The sequence below is a fragment of the Chryseobacterium sp. MYb7 genome (assembly GCF_002979455.1).
GTDB lineage: Bacteria > Bacteroidota > Bacteroidia > Flavobacteriales > Weeksellaceae > Chryseobacterium.
In genome coordinates this window covers 22,439-45,010 of the sequence record NZ_PCOU01000031.1, presented here as the reverse complement: position 1 = coordinate 45,010, position 22,572 = coordinate 22,439, and the positions used below count along the sequence as shown (strand labels likewise).

Below are 22,572 nucleotides of genomic sequence, written 5' to 3'. Positions count from 1 at the left end.
ATTATGTTAAATAAAATCACCCTTTTGTGGTATTTCGTTTGGTAGGAAAGTATTGTAGTTTTAAATAAAAACTAATAACCATTTCAAAAAAACTTTAATCTGAAAAAATAAATAGCCATGAAAACAATTTTTTTTATAATACTTACATTCTTTATGTTAAGTTGTGGGAGTTTTAAAAATAATAAGGCTCGCGGAAGTGCGGGTATTGTTAGAGTTGGGCAATATGAGCCATCAGGAAAATCAAATGCTAAAGACTCTTCTGTAGGAAATAATAATGGAACTTTTTTATGGTCTTATTATGATCCTACAAGAAGAGGCTCTGTCATGTATGTAAAAGACGGGAAAATCAGAGTACTTGCAGAAAATTCTCCTGATGCCGCAATACAATCTATTACTGCCATTACGGGAAAAGCAAATGTTAAAGGTCAGGTAGATGCTGAATTTGCTTTGAATACACAACGAACTATTGCTCAGCTAGGTAAAAGAACAGCTGCTGTAAACATGCTTAGAGATGCTTTATATCGACTGAATGAGTTTTATTATGCATCTATAGATCAGAAAGAAGATATTAATAAATTATTGATTAAAAACGAAATAGGAATTGAAAAATTTAATGCACTTAGCAATAATTTTAATGATAAAGAAGAGTTATTGAGTAAAGATGGTATTAGAAAACTTTTTGAAACCATTATAGATAGAACAAGAGATATTTCAATAGCAGAAGCAGAGGCAGAGAGCAAGATTAGTAAGGCAGAAAGTGATGCTAGTGTTGAAAAATCAAAAGCTGAAATTAAGAAATATGAAGCAACTCTTACTGTTATTCAAAAGATGGATGGCAACTTGAGTAAAGAAAAAGCTGAAGAATATTTGAAAGAACTTTAAAAAAAGATAAATGATTCTGTGGTAAAAAATAATATTTAAAAACAAAAACCTTCCCATCAGGAAGGTTTTATATTATTGCTTATCGCTCATTACTTATTATAAAGAAGCAGCGTGTACAAGCATATCTACTAATTTGTTAGAGTAACCCATTTCATTGTCATACCAAGAAACAAGTTTTACGAAGTTAGGAGAAAGCATGATACCAGCATCTTTGTCGAAGATAGAAGTTCTCTTATCTCCTACGAAGTCCTGAGATACTACAGCCTCTTCAGTATAACCTAGGATCCCTTTCAATTCACCTTCAGAAGCAGCTTTGATTACTGAACAGATTTCTTCATAAGAAGCAGCCTTTTCAATTCTCACAGTTAAATCTACTACAGAAACGTCAACCGTTGGTACTCTGAAAGACATACCTGTTAATTTTCCGTTTAATGAAGGGATTACTTTTCCTACTGCTTTAGCAGCACCTGTAGAAGAAGGGATGATGTTGTTTAGAGCAGCTCTACCACCTCTCCAGTCTTTCATTGAAGGACCGTCAACAGTTTTCTGAGTAGCTGTTGTAGCGTGTACTGTTGTCATTAAACCTTCTACGATTCCAAAGTTATCGTGGATTACTTTAGCTAAAGGAGCTAAACAGTTGGTAGTACAAGAAGCGTTTGATAAGATTTTGATATCATCAGTAAGTTCCTTGTGGTTTACCCCCATTACGAACATTGGAGTATCATCTTTAGAAGGAGCAGAAAGGATTACTTTCTTAGCACCTGCAGTAATGTGTTTTGCAGCGCTTTCTTTATCTAAGAATAAACCTGTAGATTCTACTACATAATCTGCACCGATTTCATTCCACTTTAGGTTACTTGGGTCTTTTTCAGCAGTTACTCTGATTTTTTTTCCGTTTACTACAAGATCATTTCCTTCTACAGAAACTTCACCTGGGAAAATACCGTGTACAGAGTCATATTTTAACATGTAAGCCATGTATTCTGCATTGATTAGGTCATTGATTCCTACAACTTCAATGTTGTCTCTTTCAGTCATTGCTCTGAAAACAAGACGTCCAATTCTACCAAAACCGTTGATACCTACTTTAATTGTTGACATAATAGTTTGTTTTTATTAGATTATAAAAATAATTAGATTGCTAAAATTTCTGAAATCAGCAAAAGATCGCTGTTGATTTCGTTATGTTTTTTAATGGCTTCTTCTATTGGCGTATACGTCAAATCATTGGAACGCATTCCTGCCATTACATTGTTTTGTCCTTCCATTAATCCTGTTACAGCACCATATCCTAATCTGCTTGCTAAAACCCTGTCTGCACAGCTTGGAGAACCTCCTCTCTGCATATGCCCCAAAATAGCGACACGAATGTCATAATCAGGGAATGTCTGTTTTGTTTTTTCTGCAAGTTCGTAAACGTTAGCTAGTTTTTCGCCTTCCGCTACCACTACAATACTGGATGATTTTCCTGTTTTTTCAGCATTTCTGAATTTCACGAAAAGCTCATCAATACTATCTTTTTTCTCAGGAATTAAAATATCCAGAGCACCTGTTGCCAATCCGCTGTTTAAAGCAATAAAACCAGCATCACGACCCATTACTTCCACAAAGAAAACTCTGTTATGGGAAGTTGCCGTGTCACGGATTTTATCAATGGCATCCATTGCAGTATTCAAAGCAGTATCGTAACCGATGGTATTATCCGTTCCGAAAATATCGTTGTCGATCGTTCCCGGAATACCGATTACTCTGATTCCGAACTCTTCATTAAAGATTTTTGCACCGGTAAATGTTCCGTCTCCTCCAATACATACCAATCCGTCTATTCCAAGTTTTACGCAGTTGTCGTAAGCTTTCTGACGGCCTTCTTTCGTTCTGAACTCAGCGGATCTGGCAGATTTTAGAATCGTTCCACCCTGGTTGATTATATTTTTTACGGAACGGGCTCCCATTCTCAGGAAATCATCGTTGATAAGGCCATTGTAACCTTCTCTTACTCCGTAACATTCGATATTATAGTAATTGGCGGTTCTTACTACCGCTCTTAATGCCGCATTCATACCCGGAGAGTCACCTCCTGAAGTAAGAACTGCAATCTTTTTTACAGCACTCTCTTTCATCAAGTAAAAAATTTCGAACACAAATTTACAAAAACAAGTTCAGATTATCGTAGTAACTTTCCAATAGTTTTGAATATAAATTATTAAAAGCTTCTGAAGTTTGTAGGTTTAAAAAAATATCGTGCAGTTTTCGTTTCCGAAGCATTCACGTCAAGGTCGTACCAAGGCGTAAAATATGGATTAAATGGATTGGAGAGCACATGAATCAACTGAGCCGGGGTGAATCCTTCGCTCAATAAAAATAATCTTTCCCCTTTCTTATTTTGGCAGACACCGGAAATAAAAACGATATGTCCCGGACTGCCTGGTGTAATCAGAATATCTCCCGTTTTCAGATCAGAATTCCTCATTACCGGCTTTGTTTCTTTGTTTAATGAAATCGTTCCGGCATAATTAAAAATCAGATCCAGATAATTTCTGAAACTCTGGTAAGAATCATCAAAAGCTGCAATTTTTCTGAAGTTGACTGAATTTCCATTAACAAAAGCTCTCGTTCCGTTTTTATAATCGTTCCAGCTGAGAAGATCACCGCTTGTAAAATGAAATTTAATTTCGTCAAATTTTTTTGCCTTATAAAGATATTCTGCCCTTATCCGAATAGCGGCATCAGCACATTGCTGCAAATCTTTATTTCCGGTATCGATATCAAAAACAGCTTCATGAAGATGCTGGGTAGAAATAGGCGTTCCATCATATTTCACAATCTGGGTGCCATAAGGTTTTAGTTTGAAATTTTCAATAAAATACCCGAAAGATTCCGGATTTTCCTCAATCCATTCATAACCTTCCGGAGGAGAAAATCTTTCCCGGATGGTATTTTTATCTTTATTGATTTTTAAAGCGTTTTCTGTGATTAAATGCTCATTTTTATCCGGCTCAGCCAAGAGACGGTCTGATGATTTTTCTTTTATACAGCCTGTAAGAATTAAAAACGCTGTGATTCCGGTGATAACTTTTTTCATGTGTTTTTTTAGTTTACACAAATATCATTTTTTTAGCTTATCTGCCAATATATAATCTGAAAATCTGCTAGTTTAATGACTCTTTGTTCTCAGGAATCAATAATTTTCCCCAGTCATTCAGTTGCCAGAGAATTTTCACAAGCTGTTCACCAAGTTCTGTCAAAGTATATTCAACCCTTGGAGGAAGTTCGTTGAAAGATTGTTTGGTTAAAATACCGTCTTCTACCATTTCATTCAGTTGCTGATTGAGAACTCTTCGGTCTACTTTAGCAATACCCCGCAGAAATTCACTAGGACGTTTTTTCCCTTCATTAATCTGCCATACGATAGGAATTTTCCATTTGCCGCTAATGGTATCCACGGCCACTTCCAACGGACAAATTTTATTTTCTTCAGCTCTTCCCTTTGTTTTCATAAAATTGACTTTTTTATCCCTATGGGCGAAAAATATGCGCTATTGTTTTTGTCTGCTTAGTTTCAGACTTTTGTAAAGATAATCATTAAATAGTATGACAGAAAAACGAAAAGGAGCCCGCTCTATCAAAGATATTCCACCGGATATTTTGGAACAGCTGAATAGAGGAGAAATTGAAACCGCCAATCTTACAGAATGGCTGGCTGTAGATCAAAGGCTGCTTCTTGAAAATTTGTTTCTGCAGAATAATCGCAGAGAATATTTGAATCCTATTTTAGAGAATCTAGACCAGCTGAAAAAGCAAACGGTTAATACCATTAATGAAACCATTGGAATTGGTTTACTTCATCTGGCTATAAAAAATAAAGATGATGAATTTCTTCACAAATTGGAAACTCATCCCGCGGATCTTGTACGTTGCTGGGCTGCTTATACAATTGGGCGAAACCATGATTTAAAATTGAAAGAAAAGTTAGACAAAATTAAATCGTTTGCTGTAGATACTCATTTTGGAGTGAGAGAAATTTGCTGGATGGCGGTGCGTCCGGATATTTCTAAAAATCTTGATGAAAGTTTATCTATTTTATCAGAATGGACAAGGCATGAGAATGAAAATGTGAGACGTTTTGCCAGCGAATCTACAAGGCCGAGAGGAGTTTGGTGTGAGCATATCGATGCTTTAAAACAAAACCCAGGACTTGGATTGGAAATTCTGGAACCTTTACGATCTGATTCTTCCAGATACGTGCAAGATAGTGTTGGCAATTGGCTCAATGATGCCAGCAAATCACAACCAGAATTTGTAGTGGAAATTTGTGATGAATGGCTTCGGGAAAGTCCGACAAAAGAAACCCAATATATCATTAAAAAAGCCTTACGAACCCTTAAAAAGTAAGAGTTATCCACAAAACATGAATGCAGATATAATTCGTTATCGCATACATTACATATTTTCAGACTTTTAAAAACTATTTTTCTTCGTTGGGTAGGTAATATTCTGCTCTTTTTTCTGATAAAAATAAGATTTAAAAAAAATTAATATTAACGGAATGTTAACTGAAAAAAGTTATCCACAATATGAGTTTTCGATGAGTGGGGATTATATATTCCATGAAATGAGTTGATTAAATAATTGGCTTCACAAAAGAACTGAAAATGATCTATTTTTTAGTCGAAATAAAAAGTTATCCACAATATGGAATTTCACTACCATTTTTCGGTCAGATATTTCCAGTATCTTTTTGGGACATGCTGAATATGAAGTTTTATATTTTTTCTTTCCACGATATTGGTTTTCGTGAAATAACGCTGCCAAAGTACCTGATAGTTCTTCTCTTCATCATGGAACTTTTGCTGATAATGATGGAGATCAATTTTTTCATCGGGGTAGAAAAATTCACAATCATCCAGATCATAGAAAAGTCCATAGTTTCTTCGAAGATCATAGATCATCCATTTCTGATCTTGATACCGGTCTTTAAAATGTTTTCTGATTAAAGGGAGAACATTGAAGTCGGGATCTATTTTAGAGAAAAAAACACCATCCTGCATTTTTTCAAAACGGACAAATGCGGTCATCCTGTGCCTTTCTCTGTCTACAGATTTGTAGATTTTTGAAATTTTTAAAACATCAGAATCAGCGAAATTTTCAAGAATATTGTCTTTCGGATGTTTTATAGACTGTTTTACCGCAGATAAGATGAGGTTTTCCAGATCCGGATCTTCAGATAAAAAAACTTTTAACAGTTGATAAATACCTCGTTTTCCTATATTCTGTTCCAGTTTATTCAAAACCCTTTCAGATTTGTCCGTTTGGGTAATGACTTCATGAATCTCTGCGAAAATATTTTCCTGACAAAACCTTTCTCTGCTTATGATCTCCACATCTTTATAACGGTATTCGAAAACTTCAAATACCGCAGTGAAAAGACCATCAAAACTTCCATCATAGAGTAGGGTTGTCATGTATTAAGTTTAAAAATTTAAAATTTAGTTGGGTTGTCATTCTGAATGAGATAAATGAGGTGAAGAATCTGGTTAATTGAAGAGATTCTTCCTTTGTCAGAATGACAATAATGTTCTATCATAAATTAGTGGCCATTTGTGTTGAAGATCAAAATAAAGTCAGCTGCTGCGAAAACTGATTGTGGAATTTGGATGAACTTCCACCTATCAGCAGCTTTCTGAAGTTTTTGTCCGTTAAATATTTCAGATAAGCATTTCCGGCATTAAAATCAATGAAATATTTTGCCCGGTTCACAGCCGCTCCCAGTTTTTTCAAATGATCTATCGTTAAAATCTGAAAACGCCTGGCACTGACAATTTTCTGAGCCGTTTTTACTCCGATTCCGGGAATTCTTAAAATCAACTGATATTCTGCGGTCTGTAGATTAATAGGAAATTGATGAAGGTTTCGCAGTGCCCAGCTTAATTTCGGATCTACTTCCAGATCGAGGAAGGGCATAGTAGGATCTAAAATCTCTTCCGCTTTAAAGCCATAAAATCTCATCAGCCAATCCGACTGATACAATCGGTTTTCCCTAAGCATAGGGACTTCCGTCGTTAAAGAAGGCAGTCTCTGATCTTCCAAAACCGGAACATATCCGGAATAATACACCCTTTTCAGATTAAAATTTTTATAAAAATGGTCAGCAACTTTGATGATTTGGAGGTCATTTTCGTTGGTTGCACCCACAATCATTTGTGTGGATTGTCCCGCTGGAGCAAACTTGGGAACTTTTTTCAGAATCTTCTTTTCATCCTTATATTGAATGATCCCTTTTTGAATATACCTCATCGGGCTGATCATATCCTGTCTGTTTTTTTCAGGAGCCAACAATTTTAATCCGCTTTCGGTCGGAATTTCAATATTTACGGATAAACGGTCTGCATATAAAGCTGCTTCCTGCATCAGATCATCACTCGCTCCCGGAATAGATTTAAGGTGAATATAGCCGTTAAAGTTTTCTTCCAGACGAAGTTTTTTGGCCACTCTTACCAGCCTTTCCATTGTAGTATCAGCATTTTTGAATATTCCTGAGCTCAGAAATAAACCTTCAATATAATTTCTACGATAAAAATTGATGGTAAGATCTACCACTTCTTCTACCGTAAAAGCAGCTCTTTTAATATCATTAGAACTTCTGGAAACACAATAAGCACAATCATAAATACAATGATTGGTCAATAGAATTTTAAGCAAAGAAACACATCTGCCGTCTTCCGTATAGGTATGGCAAATCCCGCTTGCAGAACTGTCTCCCAAAGCTCCTTTTTTATTCTTTCTCGTACCTCCGCTTGATGAACAGGAAACATCATATTTCGCTGCATCTGCAAGGATTTCGAGCTTTTCTTTAAGGCGGTCAAAATTCATATTTTTAAGTCATTGATCTATTTTGTATCAAAATAATAATTTAATATTGTTCAAATTTAGTTCCAAAATTGATAAATGTCAATCTTTTTTCATAGAAGTTATCAACAAAAAAGAGTCTCAAAATCATTATATTTACGGCTCATTAAAGTTTATATCATGAATCATAAACCAATCGAAGGTTTTTCCAAGCTTCCAAAGCAGGGGAAAATCGAATGGCTCGTAAACGAATATCTTGAAGGAAACCAGGAATATCAAAATATATTAAAACAATACTGGAATGATGATGCAGATCTTCAGAAGCTTCACGAAGAATTTTCTGAGAACACCATCTCCAATTTTTATATGCCTTACGGAATTGCTCCGAACTTTTTAATTGACGGAAAACTATTGGCACTTCCAATGGCCGTTGAAGAAAGTTCTGTAGTAGCAGCAGCTTCCAAAGCCGCTAAATTCTGGATCGACAAAGGAGGTTTTAAAACGACTATTATTAATACCGAAAAGCTGGGACATACCCACTTTATTTTTAATGTAGAACCTCACAAATTATTACATTTCTTTAATTTCAGTTTAAAGAAAAAATTATTTGAAACAACGGAAGATATTACGTCCAACATGAGAAAACGTGGTGGAGGTATTCTTAATATCAGCTTGGTGGATAAAACAGCAGAAATGCCAAATTATTACCAGTTGAAAGCAAGCTTTGATACCGTAGATTCAATGGGGGCAAACTTTATCAACTCATGCCTTGAGCAGTTTGGAAAAACGCTGAGACAGGAAGTGGCTGCCAGCGAAGATTTTACCCAGGAAGAAAAGAATTCACTGCAGATTGTAATGAATATTCTTTCCAATTTTACCCCTGATTGTATCGTAAGAGCTGAGGTTTCATGTAAAATGGAAGATCTAAAAGATGACAGCGGAATTTCTCCTGAAGAGTTTGCTGCTAAATTCAAACAGGCCGTTACCATTGCAGAAATTGAACCTTACCGCGCAACCACTCACAATAAAGGAATAATGAATGGGGTAGATGCTGTGGTAATTGCTACCGGAAATGATTTCCGAGCTACAGAAGCCTGTGCACATGCTTATGCTGCAAGAGACGGACAATACAGATCTTTGACCCACTGTACAACTGATAACGGTGTATTCAGATTCTGGATTGATCTTCCGATTTCTGTAGGAGTAGTAGGAGGACTTACCAATCTTCACCCTTTGGTAAAATTCTCTCTGGCACTTCTTGGAAAACCTTCTGCACAGGAATTGATGAGTATTCTTGCCGTTTCTGGTCTTGCACAAAACTTTGGTGCTTTACGTTCTCTGGTGACCACAGGAATTCAGAAAGGACATATGAAAATGCACTTATTGAATATTCTGAACCAATTGGGAGCAACCGAAGAAGAAAAGCAGCACTTTGTGACGTATTTCAAAGACAAGACAGTGAGCCACCACGAGGTGATCAATGAATTTAACAGAATGAGAGAAAACTAATGTTACAGATCATTTTGCCCATTGTATTTCTTCTTTTTGGATTTTTTCTGAAGAAAACAAGCCATGAAGGTTTCAAAAGTTCCAAGAGATTCGCCAATATGTTTATCATACTTGGAATTTCTACGCTGGTTGCCAAGTTCATTTTAATGTACTTAAAATCAAAATAGTGAAAAAGAGTATTGTATTTTTCTTACTGATTTCCGGTTTAAGTTTTTCGCAGCAGAAAGATTTAAAAATAAATAATTTGCAGCCCAAATCTGAAAACTTTGTGTTTCCGGTTGTTTCTTACGCTGGAAATCCCGCGGTTGCCAATAAGATCAATACATTTCTTCAGGTAAATGAACTGGAATATATCCCAAATTCCGGGGGGAATCCTTTTAAACTGGCTTCTACCTCTACGAATTCCTATTCCAACTATGTTTATTTTTATGATTGGAAGAAATTGGAAACTCCTAAAAATATTTTAAGTATAAATATCAATGGAGAAGCTTCGGGAGCGTATCCGGAAGAATTTTCAGACTGGAAAAATTTTGACCTGAGAACAGGAAACTATATCAATGCCGAGGCTTTATTTCAAACAAGTGCTTCCAAAACGGTTGCAGGTTTGATTCAGAAAAAAATCAAAAAAAGAGTCGATGACTTTCTCGTAAAATTAAAATCCGAAAAGAATCCGTCAGAAGAAGTTCAGGAGCAGATTGGCTTATATGAAGGATGTTTCATGGATTATACTTTGAATGGCATCCGATATTTTTTTGGAAAGGATAAACTCACTTTTGTAGCAGGCAGATGTTCCAATCATGCGATGCGGGCTTTAGATGATCTGGGAAGCCACGAACTTGAATTCACTTATAAAGAAATTGAAAAATACCTGAGCGTTTATGGAAAGAATCTGATATCAGGTTCTGAAAAGATGGGTCAAACGGGTCCTGGAAATAAATTATACAAAGGAAAAATTGACGGAAAATATTCTATTACGGTTTTATTTAATGAAATCAATGAGGATGATTCCTTTTCAGCTACTTACTGGTATGATAAGAATAAAAAGCCGATCAACTGGAGAGGAGAATTTGTCCATGACCATTTTTCTATCACAGAAGATGATTACCATAGTGAGGAACTGAAGGAATGGGTACCAAAAGCCTTAATAGAAGCTGATTTGAAAGGAGAAAAAATTATCGGAACGTGGCAGGATCATAAAACAAAAAAATATTTAACCCTAGAATTAGAAGAGTTATAAAATGAAAACAATTACTTTAGTTTTTGGAGCGGTTTACGGAATGGTTTCCGTAATCCTGGGTGCATTCGGAGCGCACGCTTTAAAGAAAATATTAGCTGTGGAAAGACTGGAGAGTTTTGAAACAGGAGTAAGATACCAGATGTACGCAGCTTTTTTCCTGCTGATTATAGGATATATCTTAAAATTTGAAACTTCTGCTGAAAAATGGACTTCCATTTTAATGATTGCAGGAACACTATTATTCTCAGTAAGTATCTATTTCCTGAGTATGCAGGATTATCTGGGAATGAATCTTAAATTCTTAGGCCCTATCACGCCGCTTGGAGGTTTGATGATGATCTTAAGCTGGGGAATGCTTATCTTTTATTTTGCTAAAAACAGAATTTAAGAATGAAAATTAACAGAAGAAGACGGTTAATACGAACATTCAATCTCTTAGATCAACCTATCAGATTCAACCCGTTTGTGTTCAGCCGTACTTTTTTTATGTGGGCGGTTACAGGTCTTGTGGGCGGAATTATCGCTGGAGGATATTGGATTGTATTGGAACATTTTACAGAGTTTTTAGCCCAATTCCAAGAGTGGCAGGTAATTCCAACCATGGCGATCTGTGGTTTGCTTGCCGGGCTTGTGATCCATTTTATTGGTGATCCGGGAGAAATTCATTTGATTGTTAATAATATCAGATTCAACAAAGGAAAACTGGACCCAAAGAATAATCCTTCCATGATCCTTTCTTCTCTTTTTTGTGTAGCATCAGGAGGAAGTTTAGGACCAGAAGCACCATTGGTACAGGTCACAGGATCTACGGGTACGTGGCTGGGGAAAATTTTCAGGCTGAAAGGGGAAGAGCTGAGGTCTTTGAGTATTGCAGGTATGGCTTCAGGTTTTACGGCATTATTTGGTGCTCCGCTTGGAGGAAGTCTTTTTTCTCTGGAAATTCTGCATCACAAACATGCGGTAGAATATTATAAAGCTATTATTCCTGCATTGGTAGCAAGTTGTTTCAGTTATCTGATGTTTGCTTTGATTATTCATTTAGGAATTGGTGCGACATGGGATTTGAAGGCTTACCATTATACAGGAGTCTATGATTTTGCTTATGCAACGGCTTTTGGAATTGTGGGAACTTTATTCGGGTGGATTTTTATTTTTGTAGTCAAATTTTTCAAAAAGATTTTTGAATACAGAAAATTCCCGATTTATATTAAAACATTGGCAGGAGGAATTATTTTAGGTGTTATTGCCTATAATTTTCCTATTACAAGATACTTCGGGCACAACGAGATCAATCAGTTGATCGGAGGTAATTTCGGACTGAATTTTTTAATTCTGATTCTTGTTTTTAAAATACTGGCCATTGCTATTACGGTGACTTCCGGGTGGAGAGGAGGATTTATTATTCCCCTGTTTTTTGTAGGAACAACGTTGGGGCTGATTATTCACAATTTGTTTCCAAACGTTGATACCACTTTAGCCATTGTAAGCTGTATGGCAGCTATCAATGCATGTGTGACAAGAACCCCGATGAGTACAACGATTATTTTAGGAACACTTACCGGATTTACCTATTTTGTTCCGATATTATTTGCCAGCCTTACCGGATATTTCCTGGCTCCGAAAATTCCGTTTATCGGATCTCAGTCTGAGAAATTAGCGGAAGAATAGGGGAAAACAGAAAGATATGTTAAAAATCAAGTCCATCAGACTTTAATTTTTAAGTCAATAAACTTGAACTTCCGTGTCTTTTTAGTAAATTTGTCAACCTTTAAATATTAAAATAAAATAATAAAAATAATATGAATCTTCACGAGTATCAATCAAAAGAGATTTTATCAAAGTATGGAGTAGCTATCCAACGTGGTTTCGTTGCAAACAACGTAGATGAAGCTGTAGCAGCTGCTGAAAAATTGACTGCTGAAACCGGAGCACAGGCTTGGGTTGTAAAAGCACAGATTCACGCAGGTGGTCGTGGTAAAGGTGGGGGTGTTAAGTTTTCTCCAAACATGGATAAACTTAAAGAAAACGCTCAGAATATCATCGGAATGCAGTTGGTAACTCCACAAACTTCTGCTGAAGGTAAAAAAGTACACTCTGTTTTGGTTGCAGAAGATGTTTATTATCCTGGAGAATCTGAAACTAAAGAATTTTATGTTTCTATTCTTTTAGATAGAGCTGAAGGGAAAAATACAATCGTATATTCTACTGAAGGTGGTATGGATATTGAGCACGTTGCTGAAGTAACTCCTCATTTGATCCACAATGAATTGATTGATCCTGCTATTGGTCTTCAAGGGTTCCAGGCTAGAAAAATTGCTTTCAACCTAGGTCTTGAAGGAAATGCATTCAAAGAATTTGTGAAATTTATTTCTTCTCTTTACAATGCTTACACAGGAATTGATGCTTCTCTTTTCGAAATCAACCCGGTATTAAAAACTTCTGATAACAAGATTATCGCTGTAGATGCTAAAGTAACTTTAGATGACAACTCATTGTTCCGTCACAAAGACTTAGCTGAGCTTAGAGATACAAGAGAAGAAGATCCAATGGATGTAGAAGCTGGTGAAGCTGGTCTTAACTTCGTAAAACTAGATGGTAACGTTGCTTGTATGGTAAACGGAGCTGGTCTTGCAATGGCAACTATGGATATCATCAAATTATCAGGTGGTAACCCTGCTAACTTCCTTGACGTAGGAGGTACTGCAGATGCTCAGAGAGTACAAACTGCTTTCGGAATCATCTTAAGAGATCCAAACGTAAAAGCTATTTTGATCAACATCTTCGGAGGTATCGTAAGATGTGACAGAGTTGCTCAGGGAGTTGTAGATGCTTACAAAGCGATGGGTAGCCTTCCGGTTCCATTGATCGTAAGATTACAGGGAACTAACGCTGTAGAAGCTAAAAAATTAATTGACGAGTCTGGTCTTCCGGTACACTCTGCAATTACTTTAGAAGAAGCTGCAAACAAAGTAAAAGAAGTTTTAGCGTAATCTAAAATTTTTAAATAAATAAGAAAAACCGTTTCATTTTTTGGAACGGTTTTTTTTGTTTCTAAATCTATCTAAGCGTGAATTTTTTTATATATCTGCTTTATCTGCAAAATCATCGTGAGGTATAGAGTATACAATTTTATCAGAGATAAGATCTTGACGTCTTAAAATGTGATTGGAAGAATTACGCTTTTCGAAGTCCAATCTTTAATAACATAAAAAAGACCACTTCAACAATTGAAATGGTCTTCATTTTTTTATAAATAATTTTACTTATCCTGATGGCTTTCAGGTAAAATATTCTCTCCACTCGTAATACTGATACTCGTAGGCGTTACCAACTGTACTTTATCCACATCAAAGCGTTCTTTAATGCCTAAATAAGCTTTACTTCTTACCTGTGCAAGATTGGCGCCTACTTTTATCCAGAACTTTACCTGAAGGTTAAATGCTCCTTGTTTAAGGTCTGTGAAGATAACTTCAATAGTGTCTAACTTATCCACATTATCAAGGTTTTTAATTACATCAAGAATTCCTTTTTGTGCTTTACTGATATCTTCATCAGCCGGAATTTCAAAATTTAAAATAATCCTGCGCTGTGGGGAAGCCGTAATATTGTAGAACGGTGCATTGAAAACAACCTGATTCGGAATATATGCCTTCTTGCCATCATCAGTAAGAAGTTTTGTCGTTAAAAAACCAATTTCCTGTACTGTTCCGGAATGTGCTCCAATGGTAATATAATCTCCTACTTTATAGGCTTTGTCAATTCCAATCAGCATTCCCGAGAAAATACTTGAAACAAGATCTTTCAAAGCAACCCCGGCAATAACCCCGGCAACTCCTAAACTTCCGATAAACTTCCAGAGAAAACCACTGAAACCCATTATTTCAAGAGCAATAAAGGTTCCCATCAGCATAATCAGGAATCTGAAAATACTGATTAAAGTAACTAATGAACTCTCTTTTTGGCTTTTCGGGAAAAATTTGTGGAACAATTTTACAGCTCCTTTACTTAAATATTTGCTCGTAATCAGGAAAAATGTAAAGACTAAAATTCCGACAACGAGTTTGGGTGTAAGCGCAGCAAATGTTACATACCAACTTTCCAATACTTTATAAACCACATCTACATACCTGAGGCCCGTTTTCTCCATGAATAAAAATTTTAATTAAATATATAAATTTTCATCAAAAAATTTGCCAGTTCCAAAAAGTCTACTAAATTTGTAGACTATAAAGAGAGAACATTATGTCAATTAGTTTAGGAGATACAGCACCCAACTTTCAGGCAGAGTCATCTGTAGGTGACATCAATTTTTATAATTATCTGGGAGATTCCTGGGGTATTCTGTTTTCGCATCCTGCAGATTATACACCGGTATGCACTACAGAGCTTGGCTATACGGCAAAATTGCAGTCTGAATTTGATGCGAGAGGAACCAAAGTAATTGCTTTGAGTGTAGATGGAGTAGAAGATCACCAAAACTGGGTGAAAGATATTAATGAAACTCAAAAAACCAATGTTCAGTTTCCTATTATTGCGGATAAAGACAGAAAAGTTTCAGAGTTGTATGATTTTATTCATCCCAATGCTTCTGTAACGGCAACTGTACGTTCTCTTTTGATTATTGATCCTTCCAAAAAAGTAAGACTGATTATTACCTATCCGGCCTCTACAGGAAGAAATTTTGATGAGATCCTTAGAGTGCTGGATTCTTTACAGCTGGTGGATAACTATCGCGTGGCAACTCCTGTTAACTGGGAATATGGAGAAGAGGTTATTGTTCCTCCTACCATTTCTACAGAGGAAGCCCGAAAAATATTCCCGAAAGGTGTGACGGAAATAAAACCGTATTTACGGTATACGCCTCAACCCAATACATGATTTATTTGATTTTTTATAGTTTAGTTTTAATTTGTACGAAAATCGCCTCGAAAAATATTTCGAGGCGATTTCATTTTTTTATAAGTATTTCAGTGATTACTTAACGTCGTTGATGATTTGTTTACCTTTTGAAGTCGGCAAATAAATACTAAATCCTACGTTGAAAGTCAAATTAGAAGTTAATCCCTCACTACCAAACCCTGCAACACCATTATATTTTACTAAACCTTCAACACCGATGTTTGGTGTAATGAAGTATGAGTAACCAGGACCTGCTCCAAAATCTAAACCAGTAGTAGAGTTAGATCCTTCAGTAGAAGTACCTCCAACTCCTACATTACCTTCGAAGAACCATCTTCCGTGGTGTAATAGGTTGTCTACTCCTTTTTCTCCCGGAGAAACATAGTATCTTCCTAAAGCTCCAACTTTATAAACAAAATTGGTAGGTGATCCGTTTGTAACTTTATTAAATCCTAAATCTACATATCCTCCAACTGCTACATTGTCTTGAATAAAATAAGCCGCTTTTGGCTGTAGTGAAATATTATATCCACCACCAGTATTTAAGCCAAAGTTACTTGCAACGATGCTACTTCCTACCATCCAATTACCTTTCTGAATCTGAGCGTTTGCAGTTGCTGTTAAGCCTGCTACGGCTAATATCCCTGTTAAAATAAGTTTTTTCATAATTTATTATTTTAATAATTAAATGTTTATTATTCACGAATTATAGAAAAAACAATAAATGTGCCAGACTCTTAATTTTAGGTAATTTTTCTAAATAAACGTTAACATTATCAGGAAGATATATTTTATTTTTTTAACATATTAACTGAAGATTTCGTAATGATAAAGAAAATAAAAGGGTATTTTAAAAATGAATATAATAAAAACAGCTGTTATATCATTAATACTCCAAAATGCTGTTTTTTTCTCTTATTCCGCTTTTGGATTAATTATATAAATAGAAGAATCAAAGAAATAATAAGTCCTGCAATGGTAAACTTGATACCACGTTTGAAGGCTTTTGTTTTAGGATTAAACATCCAGAAACTGGAGATTACAAAAAAGAAAAGAGAAACTCCAAAGAATACGCTTAGAGGCGATATGGCATCTTTAGACTGTGATTTGTGAAGAGAGACCATTTTGTCCAGTACAAAAGGCAATTCCTTTTTGGTGTATTTTGCTTTTCCGGTTGCACTGTCATAAGTTCCCTGTTTAAAGTAAAGCACGCTTCCTTCCGTTTTTTCCACTTCAAGACCTTTCATTTTAAGCTCTTTCTTCAGCTCTTTCTCTGTAAGATTAGCAGCGATATTTTTTTCGTATTTCTTTTCGTTCTTTAGAAAATCGGTGTCTCTGTACACCAGAAGAATTCCACTTAAAGAATATACAGCCATAATACCTGCAAGGAAATATCCCAGATAACGGTGTGTGATTCTCATGAAACTTCTTGTGTCTTTAATCTTATCCATATCTTATTGTTTTGTTTTTGTTTTAAAATTTCAAAAGTGGAAACTGCAAAAATGCAATTTCCACTTTTAATGAAAGAATTACTATATAAAGACTTTTACAGTCTGTATGTCAGTGTGAAATAGTAGTTTCTAGGAGTGATTGGATTCACTGAATAGTTTTCGTGAACATTGTAGTTTACGACATCAAACAGGTTCCCAACTCTTCCTTGGATTGAGAATTTGTTCCAACCATAACCTACACTTATATCAACAGTTGTGAATCCGTTGATATCAATCATTCTTGTTTGTTGGGTTTGTCCTTTTACATCATTCCAGCCTGCTTGTCTCTTTCCTGTATAGAATGCAGTAGCTCCTACTTTCAGACCTTTTGCAAAATCTGTAAAAGTATAAAATACGGAAGCGTTTGCTGTAAGTGCAGGAGTTCTTACCAATTTTTGATCTTCAACAAATCCGTTATCCGGAGTTTTTGTATATACTGTGTTGTTATAAGAAATACCTCCAATTAAAGAAAGATATTTTGTAGGATTTCCTGTGATATCCAATTCAACACCTCTACTTCTTATATTACCTGCATATACTTTATAGAGCGCCACTTTGTTGTCTGCAAGATATGGAGATGTATAAGCATCTCTGTTATTGATCTGATAGGCAGTTAAGTTAACAGCGATAGCATTATTCCATAAATTTTTCTTCACCCCGATTTCATACTGATCAATTGTAGATGCTTTTAAAGATTGATTGTACTGATCAAATCCTGAATTAGGTGAGAATGAATTAGTATATGTTGCAAAAACAGATAGATTATCATTAGGGTTGTAGATAAGTCCTACCTTTGGAGATACAGCATGAGCCTGTGAACCACTTGCTGCTGTAGGAGCTTCTGTTCCCTTTAAGAAATCTTTTACTTCTGTATCGTCATTTTTTAAATAAGACCATCTTACTCCTGCCAATACTTTGAACTCTTTGGTAACATTAATTAAATCCTGTGCATAAAGACCAAATCTTTTTGTAGCGATTCTGTTTCTGGATGATCTGTATGTATCTGGCATAGCACCATCAGTTGACCAGGTAGAAGGATTATTTAAATATAAAGTACCATAATTAACGTTAGCAGGATTAGTAAAATTATAAGCGTAAGTATCTGCTAAACCATAATCTCCATCAGCCCCGAATAGCACTTTATGAATGATATTTCCGGTTTTGAATTCACCGTTTAGATTAACTTGTAATGATGTATAGTTCTGTTCAGTATAATTTCTACCTAAAGTTCTTGCCCAGGAAGGGTTAAAATTACCTTTAGCAGATTCATACTGCCACTGAATTCTTTCTGTTGAAAAATAATCTTTTGTATAATTCTGGTAGGAAGCAACTGCATTTAAGCTCCATTTGCTATTTAATTGATGATTCAAAACAACATCTGTAGTAGCTTGTTGGTTGGTTTGATATTGCCAGTTAGCACCTAAAAAGCTTCTACGGTCAACTTCAGTAGCTAATCTGGATACTCCGGTCGTTTTATCAGTAACACTTCCGATTCCAAAATCAGGAGTAAAATTTTGATATAAATAATCTCCTTCTACAATTAGCTGTGTATTTTCACTTAAATTAAAAACAAAAGATGGATTGAAATAGTGCTTTTTAGATTCTACCATATCTCTGAAACTTTCAGCATATTCATAAGTACCATTCACTCTGAAAGCTACTTTCTTGCTTAAAGGTCCATAGATATCAAACATAGGTTTGTAAGAATTCCAGCTGCCGGCACTTAGTCCCACTGAACCACCAAATTCAAACTTTGGCTTTTTTGTAATAAGATTGACAATTCCACCAGGACCTACGTTACCATATAGCATGGCATTTGCCCCTTTTAAAACTTCAACTCTTTCCAGACCACTTACTTCAGGAAAAACTCCACTGTTTACTCTTGCTCCGTTTTTAAAGATATTATCATTTCCAAAGATAAAACCTCTTCCCCCAAAGCTATCCTGAGAACCTCCTCTAGCAGAGGTTAAGTAAATACCATTTACATTTTTGATGACATCACTCAGCTGTTTTGCCTGCTGTTGCTCAATAATTTCATGAGTAACAATCGCAATAGGCTGTGGATTTTCCATTACCGTTAGGTTTGACTTTGTCGATAATGGCCTTGCCTGGTTTGGGTTTCCTGTTTTATGAAGATTAATGTCTTCAATAGTCTGGGTTCTGATCGTATCCGCTTCAGCATTTTTCATCTGAGAACTCACTGAAACAGCGATACATAGCAGACCTAAAGAAAGTAGTTGTCTTTTCATTTTATTTTTATGTAGAACAGTTTTAAATAAGGCGCAAATGTAAGTATTTGTTTAGAATAGATAAAAATAATTTTATGATTTAAATCATATTCTATCAATAATGGCATGGATTATTTCTATACCTCTTTTGGAGCTGGGAATGAAGTGTTTTTATGAATATATTTGTTAAAAATTTTAATATGCAATTGGTAAAAGCAGGGCTGTGTGCCTTTGGAATGAGCGGAAAAGTATTCCATGCGCCCTTTTTAAAGGAGCATCCCGGATTTTTCATTTCTGCCATAGTGGAAAGAAGTAAAGAAGAGTCAAAAGAAAAGTATCCAGAAGCAACCATTTACCGTTCTGTGGAAGAAATGCTTCAGCATGCAGATGTAGAGCTGGTCATTATCAATACTCCGGTTCAGACGCATTATGAATATGCAAAAAAAGCATTGGAAGCAGGAAAAAATATTGTGGTAGAAAAACCTTTCACCGTAAATGTTTCTGAAGCAGAAGAGCTGGTGCAACTGGCCAAAGAAAAAGGATTGTTCCTGAGTGTGTATCAAAACCGAAGATTTGACCGGGATTTTTTACAGGTTCAGAAGATTTTAAATGATAAAAAAATAGGAAACGTCAAAGAGGCTGAGATTCGTTTCGACAGATTCCGTACTACTCCAAGTGGAAAACAGCATAAGGAAAGTCCGGATCAGGTAGGTTCAGGATCTCTTCATGATTTGGGATCGCATCTTGTAGATCAGGCAGTACAATATTTTGGGTATCCTGAAAAATTGTTTGCCGATGTCTTTTCAATGAAAGGGAAAGAGTTTGCGAATGATTATTTCGAGATGTTGTTATTCTATAAAAATGACCTGAGAGTAAGACTGAAGACTTCCGTTTTCAGTAAAGAAGGTCATTACGCATATACTATTCACGGTGACAGAGGAAGCTTTTTACAGGAAAGAACAGATAATCAGGAAAATGAATTGGTAGCAGGTGCTATTCCTGAATATGGTAAAGAATGGACACAGCCATTGAAGGAACCGGATGGAATTTTAAATTTCCTGAATGGCAATTCTGAAACAGAAAGAATGCTGACCTCCAGTGAAGCTGGAAATTATATGGATTATTATCAGCAGATCTATGAACATATTGTTTTCGGATATGCTTTGCCATCTTCCGGGGAAGAAATTATCCAAAATATGAAAATCATTGATGCTTCGCTGGAAAGTGCAAAAGAAGAAAGAATCATTCAATTATAAAAGGGCTGTTCAATTATAAATGATGAGTTATGAATTATGAATGAATTCAATGGGTTAGAGAGTTTGAGTGTAAAGGAGTTGGAAATTTCTAATCCTGATTACTATCAACTTTAAACTTTGAATTCATTCATAATTTATCATTTATAATTCATCCTTATTAAAGGATTTCCTGAAGCTCCAGCCATCTCATCTCATGGTTTTCCAGTTTTTCTGAAACAGATTCCAGATTTGCAGAAAGCTTGGCTATTTTTTCATAATCAGATTCATTGTTGAGCTGATCAAGAATCTTGGAACGCTGATCTTCCAGTTCAGGCATTTCTTTTTCTATGGTTTCCAATTCTCTCTGCTCTTTAAACGTTAATTTTCGCTTAGGACTTGAAGATGAGCTGTTTTCTATTACGGGAGCTGTTTCTTTAACCGGTTCAGGTTTTGCTGCTGCATTTTTTTCTAATGCTTCCTCACGGCTTCTTGCTTCTCTGTATTCTGAGAAATTTCCAACAAAATCTCTGATTTTCCCTTCTCCTTCAAAAGCCAGAACATGATCTACAATTCTGTCCATGAAATATCTGTCGTGGGAAACAATAATCAAAGATCCCTGGAATTGCTGAAGGAAATTTTCAAGAACCGTTAATGTAGGAAGGTCAAGATCATTCGTAGGCTCATCAAAAATCAGGAAATTAGGATTCTGATATAAAATATACATCAGGTGAAGTCTTCTCTTTTCACCACCCGAAAGTTTGGAAATAGGAGAGTACTGAGTCTGATCATCAAATAAGAATAATCTTAAGAACTGCGATGCAGACAGGCTTCTTCCATTAGCTAAAGGATAAAATTCTGCAATCTCTTTAATGAAATCAATTACACGTTCATCCTCCTTATAAGTAAGACCTTTCTGAGCGAAATAACCGAAAGATATCGTTTCTCCTGTTTCAATTTCACCCTTGTCAGCCTTTTCAAAACCTTGGATAATATTAAGCAGGGTAGATTTTCCTGCCCCGTTTTTTCCAATGATTCCTACCTTTTCACCACGTTGGAACTGGTAGCTGAAATCTTTTAAAAGTACTTTTGGTCCAAAGCTTTTATCAATGTTTTTAAGTTCAAGAATCTTATTTCCCAGACGTTTCATCTCAAAATCCAGTTCAAGTCCTTCTTTTCTGGTATCGGTTTTTGCTACTTTTTCCGTTTCGTAGAAAGAATCGATTCTGCTTTTTGATTTTGTGGTTCTGGCTTTTGGCTGTCTTCGCATCCATTCCAGTTCCTTTCTGTAGAGATTATTAGCCTTGTCAATCGTAGCATTAAGATTGTCTTCACGGATCATTTTGTTTTCAAGATAAGTGGCATATGAACCATTGTGAACATACAGATTTCTATCTTCCATTTCCCAGATGATATCACAAACACTGTCAAGAAAATATCGGTCGTGAGTTACAAGCAGTAAAGTTATTTTTGCTTTGTTCAGATAATTTTCAAGCCATTCTACCATATCCACATCCAGGTGGTTGGTAGGTTCGTCCATGATAAGAAGGGTATGTCTGTGCTCAGCTCTTGTTTCCGTTAAAAGTTTAGCCAGTGCTACACGCTTGATCTGTCCTCCGGAAAGGGTTCCCATTTTGGCTTCCAGATCAGTAATTTTAAGCTGGGAAAGAATTTGTTTCATTTCATTTTCCAGATCCCAGGCTTTATGAACTTCCATATCAGCCAATGCTTTCTCAATAAAATCATGATCAGTAGAATGTAGTGATTTATGATAATTTTTAAGAGCGAGAATAGGCTTGGAATCCAAAGTCATCATAAATTCCTCAATGTTGAGGTTAGGATCATAGTCAATTTCCTGGTCAAATAATACCACCTGGATATCTTTATTGATGATCGCAGTTCCGCTGTCTGCAATTTCTTTACCCATTAATATTTTCAGAAGAGTAGATTTTCCACTTCCGTTTTTGGCAACAATAGCAATTTTATCCCCTTCATTGATGTGAAAAGAAATGTTTTCAAACAAAACTTTGATGCCGTAAGATTTGGTAAGGTTTTCTGCAGAAACGTAATTCATTGGAAAGTAATGGTTTGATTTTAATTTTGAATAGAACCGCAAAAGTACGAAAATGTAGCCTAAAATTTTTCGTAACAGCTTTTATAAAAATGAAGATTTATGATTTTTTAATAGACTGTGTCCATTGTCTGAAAAAACTAATCAGTAAATTTGAGATGCTAAAATTTACATAGTA

Annotated in this window: 20 protein-coding genes; 9 read left to right on the top strand and 11 right to left on the bottom strand. The window is 35.7% G+C overall.

Annotated elements, in window-relative coordinates:
- Window positions 1-117: 117 nt before the first annotated feature.
- Window positions 118-882, top strand: coding sequence for a hypothetical protein (locus tag CQ046_RS20005; protein ID WP_123906657.1), 765 nt, complete (start codon window positions 118-120; stop codon window positions 880-882).
- Between the two features lie 96 nt (window positions 883-978).
- On the opposite strand, the gene gap is transcribed toward CQ046_RS20005, so the two are convergent.
- From gap to CQ046_RS19985, 4 genes are all read right to left on the bottom strand, one after another.
- A complete protein-coding gene (gene gap / locus CQ046_RS20000; RefSeq protein ID WP_047096698.1) occupies window positions 979-1,983 on the bottom strand; it encodes a type I glyceraldehyde-3-phosphate dehydrogenase in 1,005 nt (334 codons plus the stop codon).
- A gap of 32 nt (window positions 1,984-2,015) precedes the next feature.
- Window positions 2,016-3,002 carry a 6-phosphofructokinase gene (gene pfkA / locus CQ046_RS19995; RefSeq protein ID WP_105703955.1) on the bottom strand — a complete coding sequence of 329 codons (987 nt, stop codon included), beginning with the start codon at window positions 3,000-3,002 and terminating at the stop codon, window positions 2,016-2,018.
- A gap of 83 nt (window positions 3,003-3,085) precedes the next feature.
- A complete protein-coding gene (locus CQ046_RS19990) occupies window positions 3,086-3,964 on the bottom strand; it encodes a DUF4846 domain-containing protein (RefSeq protein WP_105703954.1) in 879 nt (292 codons plus the stop codon).
- A 67-nt stretch (window positions 3,965-4,031) separates the two neighbouring features.
- Window positions 4,032-4,379, bottom strand: a complete 348-nt coding sequence (locus tag CQ046_RS19985; RefSeq protein WP_105703953.1) for a winged helix-turn-helix transcriptional regulator — start codon at window positions 4,377-4,379, stop codon at window positions 4,032-4,034.
- A gap of 94 nt (window positions 4,380-4,473) precedes the next feature.
- On the opposite strand from CQ046_RS19985, the gene CQ046_RS19980 reads away from it, so the two are divergent.
- Window positions 4,474-5,274 (top strand): DNA alkylation repair protein, encoded by an 801-nt coding sequence (locus CQ046_RS19980; RefSeq protein ID WP_105703952.1) that lies wholly within the window; start codon window positions 4,474-4,476, stop codon window positions 5,272-5,274.
- 311 nt (window positions 5,275-5,585) lie between these two features.
- On the opposite strand, the gene CQ046_RS19975 is transcribed toward CQ046_RS19980, so the two are convergent.
- Together CQ046_RS19975 and CQ046_RS19970 are read right to left on the bottom strand one after the other, a co-directional pair.
- On the bottom strand, window positions 5,586-6,344 hold the full coding sequence (locus CQ046_RS19975) for a TIGR03915 family putative DNA repair protein (protein ID WP_105703951.1): 759 nt from the start codon (window positions 6,342-6,344) through the stop codon (window positions 5,586-5,588).
- 148 nt (window positions 6,345-6,492) lie between these two features.
- The gene (locus CQ046_RS19970) at window positions 6,493-7,752 is read right to left on the bottom strand and encodes a putative DNA modification/repair radical SAM protein (RefSeq protein ID WP_105703950.1); all 1,260 of its coding nucleotides are present in this window, start codon (window positions 7,750-7,752) and stop codon (window positions 6,493-6,495) included.
- Window positions 7,753-7,908: 156 nt separating this feature from the next.
- Here CQ046_RS19970 and CQ046_RS19965 point away from each other — a divergent pair, with 156 nt between their 5' ends.
- From CQ046_RS19965 to sucC, 5 genes are all read left to right on the top strand, one after another.
- Window positions 7,909-9,237, top strand: coding sequence for a hydroxymethylglutaryl-CoA reductase, degradative (locus CQ046_RS19965; RefSeq protein WP_105703949.1), 1,329 nt, complete (start codon window positions 7,909-7,911; stop codon window positions 9,235-9,237).
- Window positions 9,238-9,403: 166 nt separating this feature from the next.
- Window positions 9,404-10,474, top strand: a complete 1,071-nt coding sequence (locus tag CQ046_RS19960; protein ID WP_105703948.1) for a hypothetical protein — start codon at window positions 9,404-9,406, stop codon at window positions 10,472-10,474.
- Window position 10,475: 1 nt separating this feature from the next.
- Complete coding sequence (locus tag CQ046_RS19955) at window positions 10,476-10,862, top strand: DUF423 domain-containing protein (protein WP_047096689.1); 387 nt, start codon at window positions 10,476-10,478, stop codon at window positions 10,860-10,862.
- A 2-nt stretch (window positions 10,863-10,864) separates the two neighbouring features.
- Window positions 10,865-12,142, top strand: a complete 1,278-nt coding sequence (locus CQ046_RS19950) for a chloride channel protein (RefSeq protein WP_105703947.1) — start codon at window positions 10,865-10,867, stop codon at window positions 12,140-12,142.
- Window positions 12,143-12,273: 131 nt separating this feature from the next.
- Window positions 12,274-13,464: an ADP-forming succinate--CoA ligase subunit beta gene (gene sucC, locus CQ046_RS19945; protein WP_034694875.1), complete on the top strand. Its 1,191-nt coding sequence runs from the start codon at window positions 12,274-12,276 to the stop codon at window positions 13,462-13,464.
- 269 nt (window positions 13,465-13,733) lie between these two features.
- Here sucC and CQ046_RS19940 read toward each other — a convergent pair whose 3' ends face one another.
- On the bottom strand, window positions 13,734-14,621 hold the full coding sequence (locus CQ046_RS19940) for a mechanosensitive ion channel family protein (RefSeq protein WP_105703946.1): 888 nt from the start codon (window positions 14,619-14,621) through the stop codon (window positions 13,734-13,736).
- A 95-nt stretch (window positions 14,622-14,716) separates the two neighbouring features.
- On the opposite strand from CQ046_RS19940, the gene CQ046_RS19935 reads away from it, so the two are divergent.
- Entirely contained in the window at window positions 14,717-15,352 is a 636-nt protein-coding gene (locus tag CQ046_RS19935) for a peroxiredoxin (protein WP_105703945.1), read from the top strand.
- Window positions 15,353-15,448: 96 nt separating this feature from the next.
- Here CQ046_RS19935 and CQ046_RS19930 read toward each other — a convergent pair whose 3' ends face one another.
- The 3 genes from CQ046_RS19930 to CQ046_RS19920 form a co-directional block, all read right to left on the bottom strand.
- The gene (locus CQ046_RS19930) at window positions 15,449-16,039 is read right to left on the bottom strand and encodes a hypothetical protein (protein WP_105703944.1); all 591 of its coding nucleotides are present in this window, start codon (window positions 16,037-16,039) and stop codon (window positions 15,449-15,451) included.
- Window positions 16,040-16,308: 269 nt separating this feature from the next.
- Window positions 16,309-16,824: a hypothetical protein gene (locus CQ046_RS19925; RefSeq protein ID WP_105703943.1), complete on the bottom strand. Its 516-nt coding sequence runs from the start codon at window positions 16,822-16,824 to the stop codon at window positions 16,309-16,311.
- Window positions 16,825-16,919: 95 nt separating this feature from the next.
- Complete coding sequence (locus tag CQ046_RS19920; protein ID WP_105703942.1) at window positions 16,920-19,112, bottom strand: TonB-dependent siderophore receptor; 2,193 nt, start codon at window positions 19,110-19,112, stop codon at window positions 16,920-16,922.
- Between the two features lie 179 nt (window positions 19,113-19,291).
- Here CQ046_RS19920 and CQ046_RS19915 point away from each other — a divergent pair, with 179 nt between their 5' ends.
- Window positions 19,292-20,347 carry a Gfo/Idh/MocA family oxidoreductase gene (locus tag CQ046_RS19915; RefSeq protein WP_105703973.1) on the top strand — a complete coding sequence of 352 codons (1,056 nt, stop codon included), beginning with the start codon at window positions 19,292-19,294 and terminating at the stop codon, window positions 20,345-20,347.
- A gap of 157 nt (window positions 20,348-20,504) precedes the next feature.
- Here the strand turns inward: CQ046_RS19915 and CQ046_RS19910 are convergent, their stop codons facing one another.
- Window positions 20,505-22,397 carry an ABC-F family ATP-binding cassette domain-containing protein gene (locus CQ046_RS19910; protein ID WP_105703941.1) on the bottom strand — a complete coding sequence of 631 codons (1,893 nt, stop codon included), beginning with the start codon at window positions 22,395-22,397 and terminating at the stop codon, window positions 20,505-20,507.
- Window positions 22,398-22,572: the final 175 nt, after the last annotated feature.